Raw genomic sequence first — 15,277 nt, forward strand, 5'->3', positions numbered from 1 at the left:
CGACCGATGCTCCGGCCCACCGCTTGTTTTTGTAATCGGTTGCAAACAGCCTAGCGGAGTTATGTAATCGATTTCAAGGGGGTTGCCCCGGCGGAATTTCATTCGGCTTGCGGAGCCGTCCGCGCTGCGTCTATGGAGAGGCAATGCAGCACCAGCGACCGAAAATCGTGGATGTCGCACGGCTGGCCGGCGTTTCCACCGCCACGGTCAGCCGCGTGCTTTCCAACCCGCAGATCGTCAATGCCGAAACGCGCCGGCTCGTCGAGGAGGCGATCCGCCAGACCGGCTATCGACTCAATCACGCGGCGCGCAACCTGCGGCATCGGCGCACCGGCGGCGTGGTGGCGCTGGTGCCGAACCTGTCCAACTCGTTCTTCTCGCAGATCCTGGCCGGCATGGCGGCGGTGTTGGCGCCGGCCGGCTATAATCTCCTGGTCGCCGATACCCGCGCCGAGGGCGGCGCCTCGATCCTGCGCTATGCCGAGCCGAGCCGGGCCGACGGGCTGATCGTGCTCGACGGGTCGCTGCCGGCCGAGGGACTGGCGCGCCGGGTGCCGGTGGTGCTGGCCTGCGAATGGATTCCCGGCTTCGCCGCGCCGCGCGTCAAGATCGACAACCGGCAGGCCGCCCAGATGGCGGTGGAACATCTCATCGCGCTCGGCCACCGGCAGATCGCCCATGTCGCCGGCCCGGTCGGCAATGTGCTGACCGATGCGCGGCTGGCGGGGACGGAGCTGGCGCTCAAGGCGCACGGCCTGCCGCCGCCACGCGTCTTCCCCGGCGATTTCACCCTGGCGTCAGGGCAGCGCGCCGGCGCGGCATGGCTGGCGCTGCCACCGGGCGAGCGCCCGACCGCGGTCTTTCTCGCCAGCGACGAAATGGCGTGCGGCTTCATCGGCGAGGTGCAGCATAGCGGGCTGACGGTGCCGCGCGATGTCTCCGTCATGGGCTTCGACGACATCGAACTGGTGGCGCACATGACCCCCGCGCTCTCCACCATCCACCAGCCGCGCAACGCCATCGGCCGCCATGCCGCCCAGCGCCTGCTCGACCGCATCGGCGGCGATGAGGGCTCGGAAGACACGGTGCTGCCGGTGGAGCTGGTGCTGCGGGGAAGCACGGCGCCGCCGCGCGGGTGACACGCTCGACGGGCCGGGCGCGGCAACGCGTCAGGCGTTGGCCGCCTGCGGCAGCAACGAGGCGAGGCCGACCGGCGGCGCCTCGGCTTCCGCCGGCATGGTGGCGGGCGCGCGCCATGTCCCCCGCTCGATCTCGGCGATGCGGGCGTCGAGCTCGGCGATCACATGGCGCGAGAACGGATACAGGTGCAGATACAGCACCATGTTCATCATCGCCGCCTCAAGCGCCGCGGGATTGTGGCGAAAGCAATCGATGAGGGTGGCCCAGAAATAGCGGGCGATCTCCGGGCGCTGGAGGGTCATGCGCCGGCAGGCGCTGAGCAGCACCTTGAGCTCCTGCATGATGACGCGCGGTGGCGGCTGCACCCCTAATGGGCGCCGCTTCAGCTTGCGCGCCATGGTGCGCGCGCGCTCGAAAAACGCCTTCGGGGCGTAGATTTCCTCGATGACGCGCCGATAGTCCTTCAAAATCTCCGCCCGCGGCCGCAGCGTGGTGAAGTTGAGGCCGCCTGTGCACTGGTCGCCCGCCTCGGCCGGCGCGACATTATACCCCTCGAATAGCCGGCCTTCGCGCTTCAGCCGCCGCATCAGCTGGGTATTCGGCAGCGCATGCAGCAGGCCGACCATGGCGACGGGAATATTGCTGTCCTGCACGCAATCGATCATCGGCGCGGCCATGTCGCCCCGCTCGGTGTCGAAGCCGACGATGAAGCCGGCGGTGACATAGATCCCGGCCGCATAGATGCGCTCGACGCTCTCGGTGATGCTGCGCCGGGTGTTCTGCTTTTTCTGCATCGCGACCAGCGTCTCCTGGTCGGGGCTCTCGATGCCGGTGAACACGACGAAGAAATTCGCCTCGCTCATCATGGTGAGCAGCTCGGCATCATCAGCGAGGTTGAGAGAGGCCTCCGTCGAGAACTGGAACGGATAGCCGTTCCGCAGCTGCCAGCGGATCAGCTCGGGCAGGAACTTCTTGATCGCCTTCTTGTTGCCGATCAGATTGTCGTCGACAAAGTCGACATGGCCGCGATAGCCGAGCGACAGCAGCCGATCGAGTTCCGCCAGCATCTGCTCATTGGTCTTGGTGCGGGGAACCCGGCCGTAGAGTTCAATGATGTCGCAGAATTCGCAGGTGAACGGGCAGCCGCGCGAGAACTGCACGCCGACATAGAGATAGTCCTTGAAGCGGATCAGGTCGAAACGCGGTATCGGGCTTTCCGCGACATTGGCCTTGAACTTCTCGGCATCGAAGCGACCGCTTCGCTCGCCCGCTTCCCAGGCCTCGACGAAGCGGCCGATGATGCCCTCGGCCTCGCCCAGAACCAGAAAATCCGCCTCGCCATAGACGTCCGGATTGGAGGTCGGATCGGGTCCACCGAGGCAGACCGGCCGGCCGAGCCGGTGGCAGCGGTCGATGACGGCGAGCGTGTCATATTGCTGCGGAAGCATGCCGCCGGTCAGCACGAGGTCCGCCCACAATATGTCCTCGTCCTTCAGTTCCTGCGCGTTGCGATCGATGAGGCGAAGGTTCCAGCTCTCCGGCAGCAGCGCGGCGAGCGTGGTCAGGCCGAGCGGTGGCGCGACGCACTTGGCGCCGTACAGCTCGCACGCTTCCTTGAAGTTCCAGAAGGAGTTCGGATTGAAGAGCGGAAAGACAAGCAGAACCCGAGGACGTAATCGAGCCGTACTGGATGCGTCGCGTTCGTGCATATGATGCCCCTGGTGGGAAACACGGACTTACGCCACCCGCCCCAATCGCAGGTTTCATCATGAGCTTAGCAGACGTTCCCTCATCTTCTATGCAGAAATAAGTGACTGGCCGGAGAATGGCGCCGCACGTCAGCGCCCGTCCGGGTTTCGCAACCATGGTGGAAGAGTCGGTCCCCTCTTCCGCCGCCTCGAATACCTCCACTACTGTGCCGACATACAACCACCGGCCGCACCTGTGATCCGAGCCGCCGGCAGGCGCGGACAGCCTGAGCCGTGGCGGCCCGCGGTTCCGGCGTCGCCGTCGCCCGTTCAGCGCCAGCCGAGCGCCGGCGCCACATGCTTCAGGATCGCCTCGATGACATGGGCATTGTACGCGACGCCGAGCTGGTTCGGCACGGTGAGCAGCAGCGTGTCCGCCTCGGCGATGGCTTCGTCCGCCCTGAGCTGCTCGATAAGCGCGTCCGGCTCGGCGGCGTAGCTGCGGCCGAAAACGGCCCGCGTCCTCTCGTCGATGAAGCCGATCGAATCCGCCTCCTGACCCGAGCGCCCGAAATAGATGCGGTCCTGCTCGCTCACCAGCGCGAAGATGCTGCGACTCACCGAAACCCGCGGCACGCGCGTGTGTCCGGCCTGCTGCCACGCCTCCCGGTAGGCGCGGATCTGCGCCGCCTGCTGCACATGGAACGGCTCGCCGGTCTCGTCGTCCTTCAATGTCGAGCTTTGCAGATTCATGCCGCGCTTGGCCGCCCATATGGCGGTGGCGTTGGAGCTGGCGCCCCACCAGATGCGCTCGCGCAGCCCCTCCGAATGCGGCTCCAGCCGCAGCAGCCCGGGCGGATTGGGAAACATCGGCCGCGGATTGGGCTTGGCGAAGCCCTCGCCCTTCAGCACCTCCAGCAGCGCTTCGGCATGATGGCGTCCCATATCGGCGTCGCTCTCGCCCTCGGGCGGCGCATAGCCGAAATAGCGCCAGCCATCGATGACCTGCTCGGGCGAGCCCCGGCTGATGCCAAGCTGAAGCCGCCCGCCGGCGATCAGATCCGCCGCGCCGGCATCCTCGGCCATGTACATCGGGTTCTCATAGCGCATGTCGATGACGGCGGTACCGATCTCGATGCGCGAGGTCCGGGCGCCGACCGCCGCCAGCAGCGGAAACGGCGAGGCCAGCTGGCGGGCGAAGTGATGCACGCGGAAATAGGCGCCGTCCGCCCCCAGTTCCTCGGCGGCGACCGCCAACTCGATGGATTGCAGCAGCGTATCGGCCGCCGAGCGGGTCTGCGAGTGGACCGAGGGCGACCAGTGGCCGAACGACAGGAAACCGATCTTCTTCACGACATATCCGCAACGCTGGTGAATGGAGGCTGCAGGCTAGGCCCTCATGCCCGCGAACGCATCTCGAAACACCCCGCACGACTGCAATGCGGGTCCGGCAGCAACGCAAGCAAGCGGGCAAATCGGCAATCATTCTGGATCACGACGGACCGTCGCACATGATGCGGCGCAAGGCAGCGGCGTGCATCGCACAGGATCGCTCGCGCGACAAAACGATCGAAAATCACGCGATTTCCGATCGTTCGGCCCTTTCGAATCCGGCGCGGAGGCGGGATAAATTCGCCTACCGAATCAAAAGGTTGTCGGGCATGTCCGTTGGCTCCCCCTTTCGCCTCGTCGAACCGCTCCCGCAGGACGCCTTCTCCGTCACCGTGCGAAAGCGGCGCCACGTTCTTGCGAATGGCTGGGTCGCCGAATGCTGGACGGCCGACGACGACACGAAACCCAACAAGGCGACCCTTAGCCTGTCGCCAGACGGTGAACTGAAGCTGGACTGGTCCAAGACGGCGACGCGGATGCGGCTCGGACTGCCGCTTCGCCTCGACGCCGCCCAGTTGCCGGAAGGAGAACACCGGGCGCGCCTGATCATGCGGCTCGCTCCGGGAACCTCGGCGGAACGGGCGATAGAATGGGTCGCCATCATCGAGGTGGACGCCAACAAATCCACGCGGATCATCGCCAGGATCGCCTCCGGCAAGCACTTCACCGGCAATGTTCTGAAGCGCGCGGTGCAGCTGCCGCCGTTCGACCCTGCCAAGGAATATCGCCTCGCCGTGCAGCTCCAGCCGCAGGCAAGGCGCGCCGCGCTCGCGGAAATCGACTTCACGGTGGTCCCTCCTCCGGCGAGCGCCGCCGCGCGTGACGGTGCGCAGGGCCGCAAGACGGCGGTCGTCATTTGCTGGGATCTCGCCCACAACTGCGCCGGCCGCGCCTATCTCGTCGCCGACCTGCTCTCCGAGCACTATGACGTCCAGCTGCTCGGCGCGCTGTTTCCCCGCTTCGGCACCCAGCTCTGGGAGCCGTTGCGGGGCGTCCCGATGCGCATTCGCACCTTTCCCGGCGGCGACATGGCGGATTTCCTCGCCCGGGCGAAGGCGGAGGTGGCGAAACTGCGGCCGGATGTGGTCATCGTCTGCAAGCCGCGCCTGCCGGGCCTGCTGCTCGGCCTCTTGGCGAAGCACAGCTTCGGCTGCCCGGTGATCCTCGACAGCGACGACCACGAGCTCTCCTTCGTCGGCGGCGGGGAGCCGATGGCCCGGCAGGATGTTCCCCCGCAGGCAACCGATCTCCGGGTGCCGTTCGGCGAGACGTGGACTAGGGTTGCCGAGACGCTGGTACCGCTTTTCGACGGCGTGACGGTCTCGAACATCGCCTTGCAGCAGCGCTTCGGCGGCACGATCATCCGCCATGCCCGCGACGAGACGCAGTTCGAGCGCGCCCGGGCCCGCCGCGAGGAACTGCGCCGTCAATATGGCTATGGCCCCACCGACCGGGTGGTGCTCTTCCTCGGTACGCCGCGCGCCCACAAGGGGGTCGTCGAGCTCATCAAGGGGATCGAGGCGGCGGACGACGAACGGCTGGTGCTGTGCATCATCGGCGTGCCGCCCGGCGATAACTGGATCGACGGCCTGCGCCAGAACTCCACCGCCCGCATCGACGTCCATCCGCCGCAGCCGTGGAAGCTGCTGCCGGAGCTGATGTCGATGGCGGACGCCGTCTGCCTCATCCAGAACCCCGCCTCGGCGATCTCCGGCTACCAGATTCCCGCCAAGCTCTCCGACGCGCTCGCCGCCGGGGTGCCGGCCGCGGTGAACGAGGTTCCGCCCTTTGCCGATCTGCCGTCCTCGGCGGTCACACGCCTTTATGCCGATGACGACCTGCGCCGCTTTCTCGTCGACGTCGCCGAAGGCCGCATCTCCGGCCAGGATCGGGCGGGCCGCGACTATTTCCTGCAGGAATACAGCTATGCGGCGAACCGGGCCCGCCTGCTGGAGGTGGTCGAGACGGCGGAAGCGGCGCCGCGCGTCTGGCCGGATGCGGCAAGCGATCTCTTCGACGATCTGTCGCGGCGCTTCGACGTCGCCTTGCCCAAGGGGCGGCCGACCTGGCTGCGCGACGAGATGCTCGCCCCGGCGGTCCTGCGGCAACGCCCGATCGACATCGCCTATTTCTGGAAGCAGAACGACACCGGCATCTATGGCCGCCGCCACGACATGCTGCTGCGCTATCTGGCGCGGCACGATCGGATCGGCCGCATCGTGCAGTTCGATGCGCCGGTGAGCGCGCGCCAGATCCATTCGCGGGCCAATCCGGTGCAGGGGATCGAGGACCAGTCCAATCTGACGGTGGTCAACACGATCGGGCGTTTCCTGCGGACGCAGGACGATTCCCGCATCTTGCGGCGGGTCTTCGTCCATCGGGGGCAGGATTCGGCGCTGCGCCTGCTGGGGCACACCCTGCCGCCCGCCGAGGATTATCCCGGCTGGCTGCGGGGCACGCTGCGCGAGGCCGGGATCGCCGGCAGCGCCATCAGCCTGGTGGCGCCCATCGTGGACGACTATCCGCGGCTGCACGACGAAATCGGCTTCCCGGTTTCCGCCGCCGATCTCATCGATGACCACCGGCAGATGGTAGACGAAGCCAAGCGGGACGATGTCGCCGCCGCTTATGCCGAGACCCTGAAGCGGGTCGACGTGGTCTTCGCCAATTGCGAAGCCCAGCGGCGGGGATTTGCCGCCTTCCGCCCGGATATTCTGGTGGTGCCGAATGCCGGCGAGCGGCTCGCGGCCCGGCACCAGCCGCGGGCGGGCGAGCTGGCGGGCCTGACCGGGCCGATCCTCGGCTATGTCGGCAATCTGCGCGCGCGGATCGATGTCGATCTGCTGGAAGAACTCGCCCAACGCCGGCCCGAATGGCAGATTGTGCTCATCGGCTCGCCACATGGCAAACCCGAGGTGCTGCGGCTGCGCGGCCGCCCGAACGTGCATTTCCTCGGCGTCCGGCGCTACGAGGAAGCGCTCGACTATATGCGGATGTTCGACGTGGCGATCATGCCGCATCTCGACAACGGGCTCAGCCAGTCGATGAACCCGTTGAAGCTCTACGTCTATCTCTCGGTCGGCGTGCCCGTCGTCTCGACGCCGGTCGCCAATATCGAGGAGGTCGCAAAGCGTATCGCCCTCGCCCCCGACGCCGACGGCTTCATTACCGCCATCGAGAAGGTGCTGTCGGGCAATGGCCGCAAGCCGGCCACCCTGCCGCGGCGTCTGACCTGGGAAGCCCGCGTGGACGCCATCGTCGACGCGCTCGTTGCGCGCATGAATGCCTGACGAAAGCGCACCACTCCGGCGGCGATGTCGGCCGTCCGGGATCTTATCTTCAGGATCCTGTCTTCAGGAATCCTGCCGGGACGAGCGCACGCCACCGGGCGTTGCCGTCGGCGAGGAATCGGCCTCCGCCGTCACCGCGCCGGTCCCCGGATCGAACAGCCAGCCCCGCTGCCGCACCAGCGCAAGCGGGCGGCCTCGGATCCGGCGATATTCGATGCCGGCGACCCGCAAGGCCTTCTGATCGAGCGCATTGGTGACTGTGCCGCCATGGATCTGGTGGAAGGTGCCCTCTCCGGCGACCTTGATCAGCTGCGCCCCGGGCAGTTCGCAGGCGCGCCGGAACACGTCCGGATTCGCCGCCCCGCCGCCGATGCTGACAAACCCGGCATCGTAGCCGCCGACCCGGTCCCACATCGCCCGATGCATGAACGGCGCGTTGCTCTCCAGCAGAGGGCCGGGCCAGCCCTCGCCGACCTCCGGCACGCCGATCTCGAACAGCCGGTAGCCATGGTCCGGCCAGCCGATCCGCTGCAGGAGCGCGTCCTCGACGGCGGAATCATAGCCCTCGTGCACGCTCTGGTTCTGCGGCTTGGGACCGAGATGGTAATTATAGGTCGCGACCACCGCCTGCGGGTGCAGCGCGCAGCCTTTCACCCCGGCCGCGATCAGCCCCGGCGTCGCCATGCGCGCGCCGTCGATCATCGCGGCGATAATCGGGGCGCCTGCCTGCGACAGGCCGAAATTCATCGCCGGCACCGGCGAGTGGGTAGGATTCGGCCAATGGTGCAGCCTCACGTCCAACCCGTCGACCGCCAGATCGTCCGTGGTCGGCGCCGGGTTGGAGCCGTTATCGACCACAATGACCTCGACCGGCCCGACCCCCTCCAATTGCTGATAGGGCGGCGCCAGCGACAGCAGCGTCCGCCGCAGCTGACGCGTCATCCGGTAACTCACGATCACCAGACTGACCGCCGGGCCTGCCTCATGCATGCGGGTGGCTCACCTGTCCGGTGCGGCCGTCAAGCAGCCATCCGGGTTCGGTCACCGGGGCCAGCTTGCGGCGGCGCAGCCGGGCATATTCCAGCAGCAGGCCGCGCAATGCCTCGCGGCTCTGCATGTTGGTGATGGTGCCGCCGTGAATCTGATGGAAGGTGGCCTCGTTCACCACCTTGATCAGCTGCGCGCCCGGCCGCTCGCAGGCGCGTCGGAACAGATCCGGGTTCGCCGCGCCGCCGCCGGGGCCGGCGAAGCGGACATCATAGCCGCCGAGGGCGTCCCACATCTCACGGCGCATGAACAGCGCGTTGCTTTCGATGAGCGGACCGGGGAAGCCCTCGCCATTGCCGGGCACCCCGATATCGAACAGCCGGTAGCCGTCATCCGGCCACGCGATGTCGCGCAACAGTGCCTCCTCGACGGCCGCGTCGTAGCCTTCGTGAATGCTGTGCTGCTGCGGCTTCGGGCCGAGATGGTAATTATAGGTCGCCACCACCGCCTGCGGGTGCAGCGCGCAGCCTTTCACCCCCGCCGCCACCAGTCCCGGCGTCGCCATGCGCGCGCCGTCGATCATCGCGGCGATGATCGGCGCGCGTGCCTGCGACAGGCCGAAATTCATCGCCGGCACCGGCGAGTGGGTGGGGTTCGGCCAGTGGTGCAGCCTCACCTCCAACCCGTCGACCGCCAGATCGTCCGCGGTCGGCGCCGGGTCGGAGCCATTGTCGACCACGATGACCTCGACCGGCCCGATCCCTTCCAGTCGCTGATGGGCCGGCGCCAGCGACAGCAGCGTGCGACGGAGCTGGCGGGTCATGCGGTAGCTGCCGATGACCAGGCTGACGGCGGGGGTCATGCGGCCTCAGCCCTCCTGGACCTTGCCGCCATTCACCAGCGCGACGACTATGCCCTCGATGCTGGGAACCGCCTGCTTTTCCTCCTCCATCATTTCGAGGCTGAACTCGTCCTCCAGCAGCCCGACCATCACCGCGACCTCCAGGGAATCGAGCCCGTAGGAATCGAACCGCGCGTCCAGCGCCACGGCACTCCGGTCCAGCTCCAGGGTCGAGGCGATGTATTGCAGCATCCATTCGGTGACGGCAGTGTGGGTCGGAAGCATCGAATCCTCAGAAACAATGGCGAGCGGGTGGGGCGTCAATCGTGCCAGATCGCGCCGGTGAAGGTGCCGGCCGCGATCATGGACAGGACGACATAGTGGTGATCCACGCCGGCAGACGGATGGATGGAAATGCCGGGCAGATCCTTTACGCGAAACGCATGATCGACATCGAGCTTGTATTCCGCGCCATAGTGGAATTCCACGCGCATCGTCGGCGCCGCGGCAAGTTCGGACGCCACGTCGCGGAAGCGCGTTTGCGCCTCGGTGACCGCGGCCATGGTCAGCCGGCCGGAGCGGATCGCGGCGTGGCCGAACTCCGGCCCCAGCGAGGTCAGCGCGCCGAAGGTGACGGCGCGCTCGGCACCGAGCCGGGCGCCATAGCGGATGGCCGACAGCCCGCTGGCGGAAGCGCCGAGCGTCAGCAGGCGCGGCGCGCCGAGCGTGGCGATCTCCTGCCGCAGGCGCACGAGCGTGTCGTCGAGGTGCGGGCCGAACGAGCGGAAGCCGCGCAGCCCGGGCGCATAGGACATGGTATCGCGCAGATAGACGACATTGACCGGAAGCGCGGCCAGCAGCGCATCGAGCATCGCCAGCGGCAGCATCATGAAGTTGCCGGTCAGCGTCGCGAACACCAGCAGCGTCGCCTGCGCACCGGGGACGCGCACGATTTGCAGTTCCGCCGCCTTGTCGTCCTCGAGGCGCGAGCGCGACCATACGGCCGAGGATGCCGCGTGCAGCGCCTCGATGAGCGGTGCCGCCCGCTCCGCCCATTCCGAACCGGAAACCAGCGCCGCCGCCACCTCGTCGGCAAAGCCGCGATCATCCGCCTGCAGCGCCGCCAGCAGGATCTCGTAGAGCAGGAAGCCGTCCTTGGTGCCGGGATCGGCCGCCGTCCTCACCTGCCGGTAGAGCCGCGTCCATGCCTCCCGCCTCAGCGGCAGGCGATTGAGGAACCGGACATAGGTCGCGGCAAGCGGCGGCTGCGCCAGCGCGGCCTCGAGCGCTGCCTCGAGCCCGGCATCGACGGGCGGCCACTGGCCCGCGCGGCGGGCGAGCTTCTGCCGGGCGTCGATGCGGATGGCATGCGCCCAGGCCGGCAGCGGCTGGAGCGCGGCGGAGCGGTCGAGAAAACCGATCGCCTCGGTGAGATTGTTGGTGGAGGCGGCGGCGCTTCCGGCCTCCCGCAGCAGCGCCGCATCGTCGGGAGTAACCGCGACGCGTGACGCCAGTAGCGCCGCGGCGGCGTGGTTGCGGCGCAGCGGCGCGGCGATCTGGCGCGCGATCTGGGTGCGTTGCGCCTCGGTCAGCCCGGCCCCGGCGACCGCCGCGTGATAGAGCGCCAGCGCTTCCTCGCCGCGCCCCTGTTTGGCGAGAGAGGTTGCCAGGCGCGCCGCCACCCATGCATTGTTCGGGAACGCCGTGCGCAAGGCCTGGTAGTGCGCGGCGGCCTCGCCATGGCGCCCGGACTGATCGAGAAGCCGTCCCAGCTGAAGCTGGCAGTCGATGTCGCGTGGATGAGCCATGGCTGCCTCGCGCGCCAGGCGGTGTGCGCCGGCAAGATCGTTGCCGTCGAGGCATTGCTGAACGGCAGCCCGGAATTCGGCCGGCGTCGCCAGCGTCACCCCGCTCATACCGACAGCTTCGGGGACGGCATCCCCGCCATGGGAAGGGTGCGCGCAATGCCGGCCAGCCCGCCATGGCGCAGGCCACCCGCCAGCACGTGGCGCAGAAATGCCGCCCGGCGCGCCGTGCCGGCCTCCCGGTCGGCAATGATGCGGGCGATCTGCGCCCAGTGCCGCTCCAGCGCCTCATGAACGCCGGCGGGAATCAGCTGTCCCTGCGGCTCGGTCGCCAGCACTGCCGCGCGCAGCAAGGCACGCTCCCAGCTCCGGGCCACGTCCTCGTCGCGCCCGATATGGCCGGCGAAGCCCTGATATTTGCGGAACCCCGAGCGGGCGACAATCACGCCGGGCACGTCGTAGGCCGCCGCCGTCACATAGCCATGCATCGAATTGCCGACATAGAGCGCCGCATGGGCGAGCAGGGCCGCCACCTCCCGCAGGCTCTGCGGCGCATCGAGGACGAGGTGGTCGACGGTGAGGCAGGCGGCCAGGGCGCGGGCGCCTTCGCCGTCGTTCAGGCTGGGGCCGATGGCGACCAGCGCCGGCGTCACCCCATGCGTCTCGGCAAAGCCGCTGAGCCGAGCGCCGAGCTCGGGAATCATGCCGGGCTCGATGCGCTCGGGACGCAGATGCACCGCCATCAGCCGGGCATCGGCCGCGATGCCCGCCCGTTGCACCAGCGCCCGGAAGGCCGGCTCCAGCCCCGGCTTCGGCCAGACCGAGGCGATGCCGGCCACGGTGTCGGGCACCACGGTCGCCGCATGGCTACGTCCGAGAAAGATGCGGCTGGTGGCATCGCGCACCGAGACATAGTCGGCGGCGGCCACGGCCGGATCCAGCGCCTCCCGGCGCAACGGCCGCTCGAACGGTGCCGGTACGCCCGGCGTGTTCCACGCCAGCGGCACGTCGGCGACGCTCGCCGCCAGCGACGCGCCATACCAGAGCGACATATAAGCGAGCTCGCCCAGATCGCCGGACTGATATTCGCGCAGGAAGTCGCCGCGCCAGGCATGGATGATTTCGCCGCCGCCGATCATCACCGCATCGGACGGACACTCGCCGCGCAGCAGTTCCGACATCGAGCGGGTCGGCATGGCGTCGGCGAAGCTGGTGGCACCGTTCGTTGGCGAAACCGGCAGCACGTTCCAGCCGAAGGGCTCCAGCCGCGCGGCCGCGACGATGGGAAACATCAGGTCGCCGAAATTCGCGACGTCGAACGTTCCGCACAAAGCAACGACCTGACGGTCCATCATGTGAGCCGCCTACCCTAGCCCGATTGTCGTGGTCTCTCACTGTGGTTAGCCTAGCCGCGCGCACGGGCGGACACAACGCCCAGCCCCTGCTCCATCCCCATCTGTCGGCGTATTTTGTGATGCGATTTGAAGACGTTCGGCCAGATTCGACGCAGGACCCGCGCACGCTTCACGTGGCATGCCTGTGCGATGTGGCCAATTTCGGCGACGCGCTGTTTCCCCTGCTCGCCGAGCATCGGCTGCGCCGGCGCGGCTATCGCGTTGCCGGCGTCACATTGACCGGGCGCGCGTCGATCTGGCCGGATGCCCCCGCCTCCGTGAGCCTGCGGGAGCTGGTCGGCCAGGCGCCGGCGAGCGCCGGCATCCTGATCGGCGGCGGTAATCTCATCGTCGGGCGGCCCACCTCCCTCAGCGAGAGTGCGCTCGCCTCGCTCTGGATGGGCGCCAGCTGGCATGCGGCGGTGCACGACCTGCCGCTGGTGTGGAACGCGCCGGGCGTACCACGCCCGTTCACCCGGCATCCGCTGGGAAAGCTCGCCGGCGCGGCGCTGGCGGCGGCCGACCGGGTGGCGGTGCGCGATGCCGCCAGCATTGGCTTCCTGCAGCCGCTACGGCCGGATATCCACCTGGTGCCCGACACCGCGAACGACCTCGCCTCGCTATGGCCGTCGGTGGACCTCGCGCCGGTATTTCGCGAGCTTCTCGCCCGGACGTCGGCGCCGACCGATCGGCCGTTCGTCGCCATCCATCTCCGGGCGCGGGACGAGGATGCCGACTTTCCGCTCATCGCCGCGGCAATCGACAGGTTCGCCGCGCGCGACGGCTGGGTTCCGCTGCTGCTGGCGATCGGGCCGGCGGTGAAGGACGATGACGACCTGCGCCATCTGTCCCGGCACCTGCGTACCCCGCATGTGCTCGTCGACGCCCCCCGCTCGCTGCGGGAGATCGCGGCGGCCCTCGCCTTCGCGCGCGGCTATGTCGGCCAGTCGCTGCATGGCTGCATCGCCGCGGCGGCCTATGCGGTGCCGGGCGTGCTGGTGGCGCGGCCGCCGGCGCGGCGGTTCCGCGGTTTCCTGGCGCATCGGGAAACGCCCGAGGCGCTGGTCGCGGACTGGCCGGAGGGGTTCGCAAGGCTGGCAGCAATGCCGGACAAGCTGCCGCTTCCCGATCACGTCACGACAGCGCTTGACGACCATTGGGAGCAGACCGCGGCGGTGCTGGAGGCGCGCCGGACGCCGCGCCCCGGCGTGCTGGCGCTGCTGCGCCTGGCCGCCGCCCTCGGCAGCAGCCATCTCGGCGCCGACTGGGCCTTGCGTCCGTTCAAGGCGGATGGCTATTCCACACGGCGAGGCGCCGCGCGCCACTGCGCCGGGGAGCATGAAACGCCGTGACCACCGACATGACCGGCTCACCGCACATCGCAGCGCTCGGAGATGCCTGGGCCAGCAGCAGCGTCAATTGCGTGCCGTTCCGCCATCAGGCCGTGCTGCCGGTCGAGGGAGGGTGGATCGCCTCCTTCTACGACGATGCCGGTGCCGTCGTGCTATGCCGGATCGATGCCGACTTCCGGGTCGTCGCCCGCTGCGTCACCCCCTCACCCGTGCTCCCGCACGACGCCCATGCCTGTATCAGCCTCGAATGCGGGCCCGCCGGCGATATCCACGCGGTGTTCGGCGCGCATGCCTCGACGGCGTGGCATATGCGCCTCGCGCCCGATCTCGCCGGCCATCTTCAACCGCCTCGCGCGTTGCAGCATGACCATGCGCAGCGGCTAACCTACCCGATGCTGCTCCGCCGCTCCGAGCCGCCGGCGCTTGCCCTGCTGTATCGGGATGGCGGGCCCTGGCGCGGCGAGATCCGTGTCAGCCGCTGGAACGCCGAACGCGATGCCTTCGTGCCCGACGAACGGCCGCTGCTGTCCGGCATCGCCGGCACGCTCGGCGCCGGGCCTTATCTCAATCGTCCCGTCAAGCTGCCGGACGGGCGCACCGCCCTGTTCGTGGTCTGGCGGCTGGCACCCGACCTCACCTCCGCGGGCGATGTGGCGAATGTCGGCATCGACCTCGTCTTCGTCGATGCCGAGTTGACGACAGTGACGAGCGCGGACGGCGTGGAGCTGCGCGCGCCGGTGACGCCGTTCCATGGTGCCCGCATCTGGCCGGTGCCGCCGGGACGCAATCTGATCAATCAGGCGACCGCCGCTCTCGGGCCGGACGGCCGCCCGATGGCGTTGACCTATTGGAACGACGCCGCCGGCATCCCGCAATATCACCTGGTGTGGCAGGCCGATTCGGCCTGGCAGGCGCAGGCGGTCTCGGCGTTCCGCACCCGCTTCGCCCTGGCGGGCCGGGGCACGCTGCCGCTGCCGCACAGCCGGCCGGAAATGCTGGCACGCGCGGACGGTACCGTGCTCTGCTTCTTCCGCAGCCTCGAATATGGCAACCGCCTGATGCTGAGCGTGCACCGGCCGCCCTATGGGCCGTCCTCTGCCGAACCGCGCGTGCTGGTGAACGAGGATCTCGGGCAATATGAGCCGGTGATCGACGAGCAGAGCTTTCGCCGCGACGGCAGCGTGCTGCTGTATGTGCAGGCCTGCCGCCAGGGTCAGGGCGACGGCGAACAGGCGCTCAGTTCGGCCCCGGCGCGACTGTTTCGCTGGCCGGCCAACCTGGTCGACGCCTGGTGACAGGCGGGTCGGCACGCACGCGCCGAGATCACTGACACCGAGCACACTGACACCGGGATCGCAGCGACCGGCATTGTCGCCTGCTCACGGCAT

General features: G+C 68.5%; 11 protein-coding genes. 4 read left to right on the top strand and 7 right to left on the bottom strand.

All coding sequences use genetic code 11. The annotated features are described in order from the left end of the window. The first annotated feature begins 143 nt into the window (after positions 1–143). Positions 144–1,139 carry a LacI family DNA-binding transcriptional regulator gene (locus KHC24_RS00965; RefSeq protein ID WP_213358572.1) on the top strand — a complete coding sequence of 332 codons (996 nt, stop codon included), beginning with the start codon at positions 144–146 and terminating at the stop codon, positions 1,137–1,139. Positions 1,140–1,169: 30 nt separating this feature from the next. Here KHC24_RS00965 and KHC24_RS00970 read toward each other — a convergent pair whose 3' ends face one another. Beyond that, positions 1,170–2,849 carry a B12-binding domain-containing radical SAM protein gene (locus KHC24_RS00970; protein ID WP_213358573.1) on the bottom strand — a complete coding sequence of 560 codons (1,680 nt, stop codon included), beginning with the start codon at positions 2,847–2,849 and terminating at the stop codon, positions 1,170–1,172. A 309-nt stretch (positions 2,850–3,158) separates the two neighbouring features. Further along, positions 3,159–4,181 carry an LLM class flavin-dependent oxidoreductase gene (locus KHC24_RS00975; RefSeq protein ID WP_213358574.1) on the bottom strand — a complete coding sequence of 341 codons (1,023 nt, stop codon included), beginning with the start codon at positions 4,179–4,181 and terminating at the stop codon, positions 3,159–3,161. A 308-nt stretch (positions 4,182–4,489) separates the two neighbouring features. Between KHC24_RS00975 and KHC24_RS00980 the strand changes: the two genes are divergently transcribed. Beyond that, positions 4,490–7,510 (top strand): glycosyltransferase, encoded by a 3,021-nt coding sequence (locus KHC24_RS00980; RefSeq protein ID WP_213358575.1) that lies wholly within the window; start codon positions 4,490–4,492, stop codon positions 7,508–7,510. 63 nt (positions 7,511–7,573) lie between these two features. Here KHC24_RS00980 and KHC24_RS00985 read toward each other — a convergent pair whose 3' ends face one another. From KHC24_RS00985 to KHC24_RS01005, 5 genes are read right to left on the bottom strand one after another with little or no spacing between them, the layout of a single operon-like run. After that, complete coding sequence (locus tag KHC24_RS00985; protein ID WP_213358576.1) at positions 7,574–8,452, bottom strand: hypothetical protein; 879 nt, start codon at positions 8,450–8,452, stop codon at positions 7,574–7,576. A gap of 40 nt (positions 8,453–8,492) precedes the next feature. After that, positions 8,493–9,359: a glycosyltransferase family 2 protein gene (locus KHC24_RS00990; RefSeq protein WP_213358577.1), complete on the bottom strand. Its 867-nt coding sequence runs from the start codon at positions 9,357–9,359 to the stop codon at positions 8,493–8,495. 6 nt (positions 9,360–9,365) lie between these two features. After that, a complete protein-coding gene (locus KHC24_RS00995) occupies positions 9,366–9,623 on the bottom strand; it encodes an acyl carrier protein (protein WP_213358578.1) in 258 nt (85 codons plus the stop codon). 35 nt (positions 9,624–9,658) lie between these two features. Beyond that, a complete protein-coding gene (locus tag KHC24_RS01000; RefSeq protein ID WP_338078384.1) occupies positions 9,659–11,254 on the bottom strand; it encodes a tetratricopeptide repeat protein in 1,596 nt (531 codons plus the stop codon). Next, complete coding sequence (locus KHC24_RS01005; RefSeq protein WP_213358580.1) at positions 11,251–12,498, bottom strand: polysaccharide pyruvyl transferase family protein; 1,248 nt, start codon at positions 12,496–12,498, stop codon at positions 11,251–11,253. The genes KHC24_RS01000 and KHC24_RS01005 overlap by 4 nt, the downstream gene beginning before the upstream one ends. A gap of 173 nt (positions 12,499–12,671) precedes the next feature. Here KHC24_RS01005 and KHC24_RS01010 point away from each other — a divergent pair, with 173 nt between their 5' ends. Next, the gene (locus tag KHC24_RS01010) at positions 12,672–13,889 is read left to right on the top strand and encodes a polysaccharide pyruvyl transferase family protein (RefSeq protein ID WP_213358581.1); all 1,218 of its coding nucleotides are present in this window, start codon (positions 12,672–12,674) and stop codon (positions 13,887–13,889) included. Beyond that, positions 13,886–15,184 carry a BNR-4 repeat-containing protein gene (locus KHC24_RS01015; RefSeq protein ID WP_213358582.1) on the top strand — a complete coding sequence of 433 codons (1,299 nt, stop codon included), beginning with the start codon at positions 13,886–13,888 and terminating at the stop codon, positions 15,182–15,184. The genes KHC24_RS01010 and KHC24_RS01015 overlap by 4 nt, the downstream gene beginning before the upstream one ends. The last annotated feature ends 93 nt before the right edge of the window (positions 15,185–15,277 follow it).

The organism is Ancylobacter defluvii (genome assembly GCF_018390605.1).
GTDB lineage: Bacteria > Pseudomonadota > Alphaproteobacteria > Rhizobiales > Xanthobacteraceae > Ancylobacter > Ancylobacter defluvii.

Bases quoted from the DNA above. Each gene is read 5' to 3' on its own strand.
- KHC24_RS00995 (WP_213358578.1), bottom strand. From the start codon at position 9,623: ATGCTTCCGACCCACACTGCCGTCACCGAATGGATGCTGCAATACATC.
- KHC24_RS00985 (WP_213358576.1), bottom strand. From the start codon at position 8,452: ATGACGCGTCAGCTGCGGCGGACGCTGCTGTCGCTGGCGCCGCCCTAT.
- KHC24_RS00970 (WP_213358573.1), bottom strand. From the start codon at position 2,849: ATGCACGAACGCGACGCATCCAGTACGGCTCGATTACGTCCTCGGGTT.
- KHC24_RS01000 (WP_338078384.1), bottom strand. From the start codon at position 11,254: ATGAGCGGGGTGACGCTGGCGACGCCGGCCGAATTCCGGGCTGCCGTT.
- KHC24_RS00965 (WP_213358572.1), top strand. From the start codon at position 144: ATGCAGCACCAGCGACCGAAAATCGTGGATGTCGCACGGCTGGCCGGC.
- KHC24_RS00990 (WP_213358577.1), bottom strand. From the start codon at position 9,359: ATGACCCCCGCCGTCAGCCTGGTCATCGGCAGCTACCGCATGACCCGC.
- KHC24_RS00980 (WP_213358575.1), top strand. From the start codon at position 4,490: ATGTCCGTTGGCTCCCCCTTTCGCCTCGTCGAACCGCTCCCGCAGGAC.
- KHC24_RS01005 (WP_213358580.1), bottom strand. From the start codon at position 12,498: ATGATGGACCGTCAGGTCGTTGCTTTGTGCGGAACGTTCGACGTCGCG.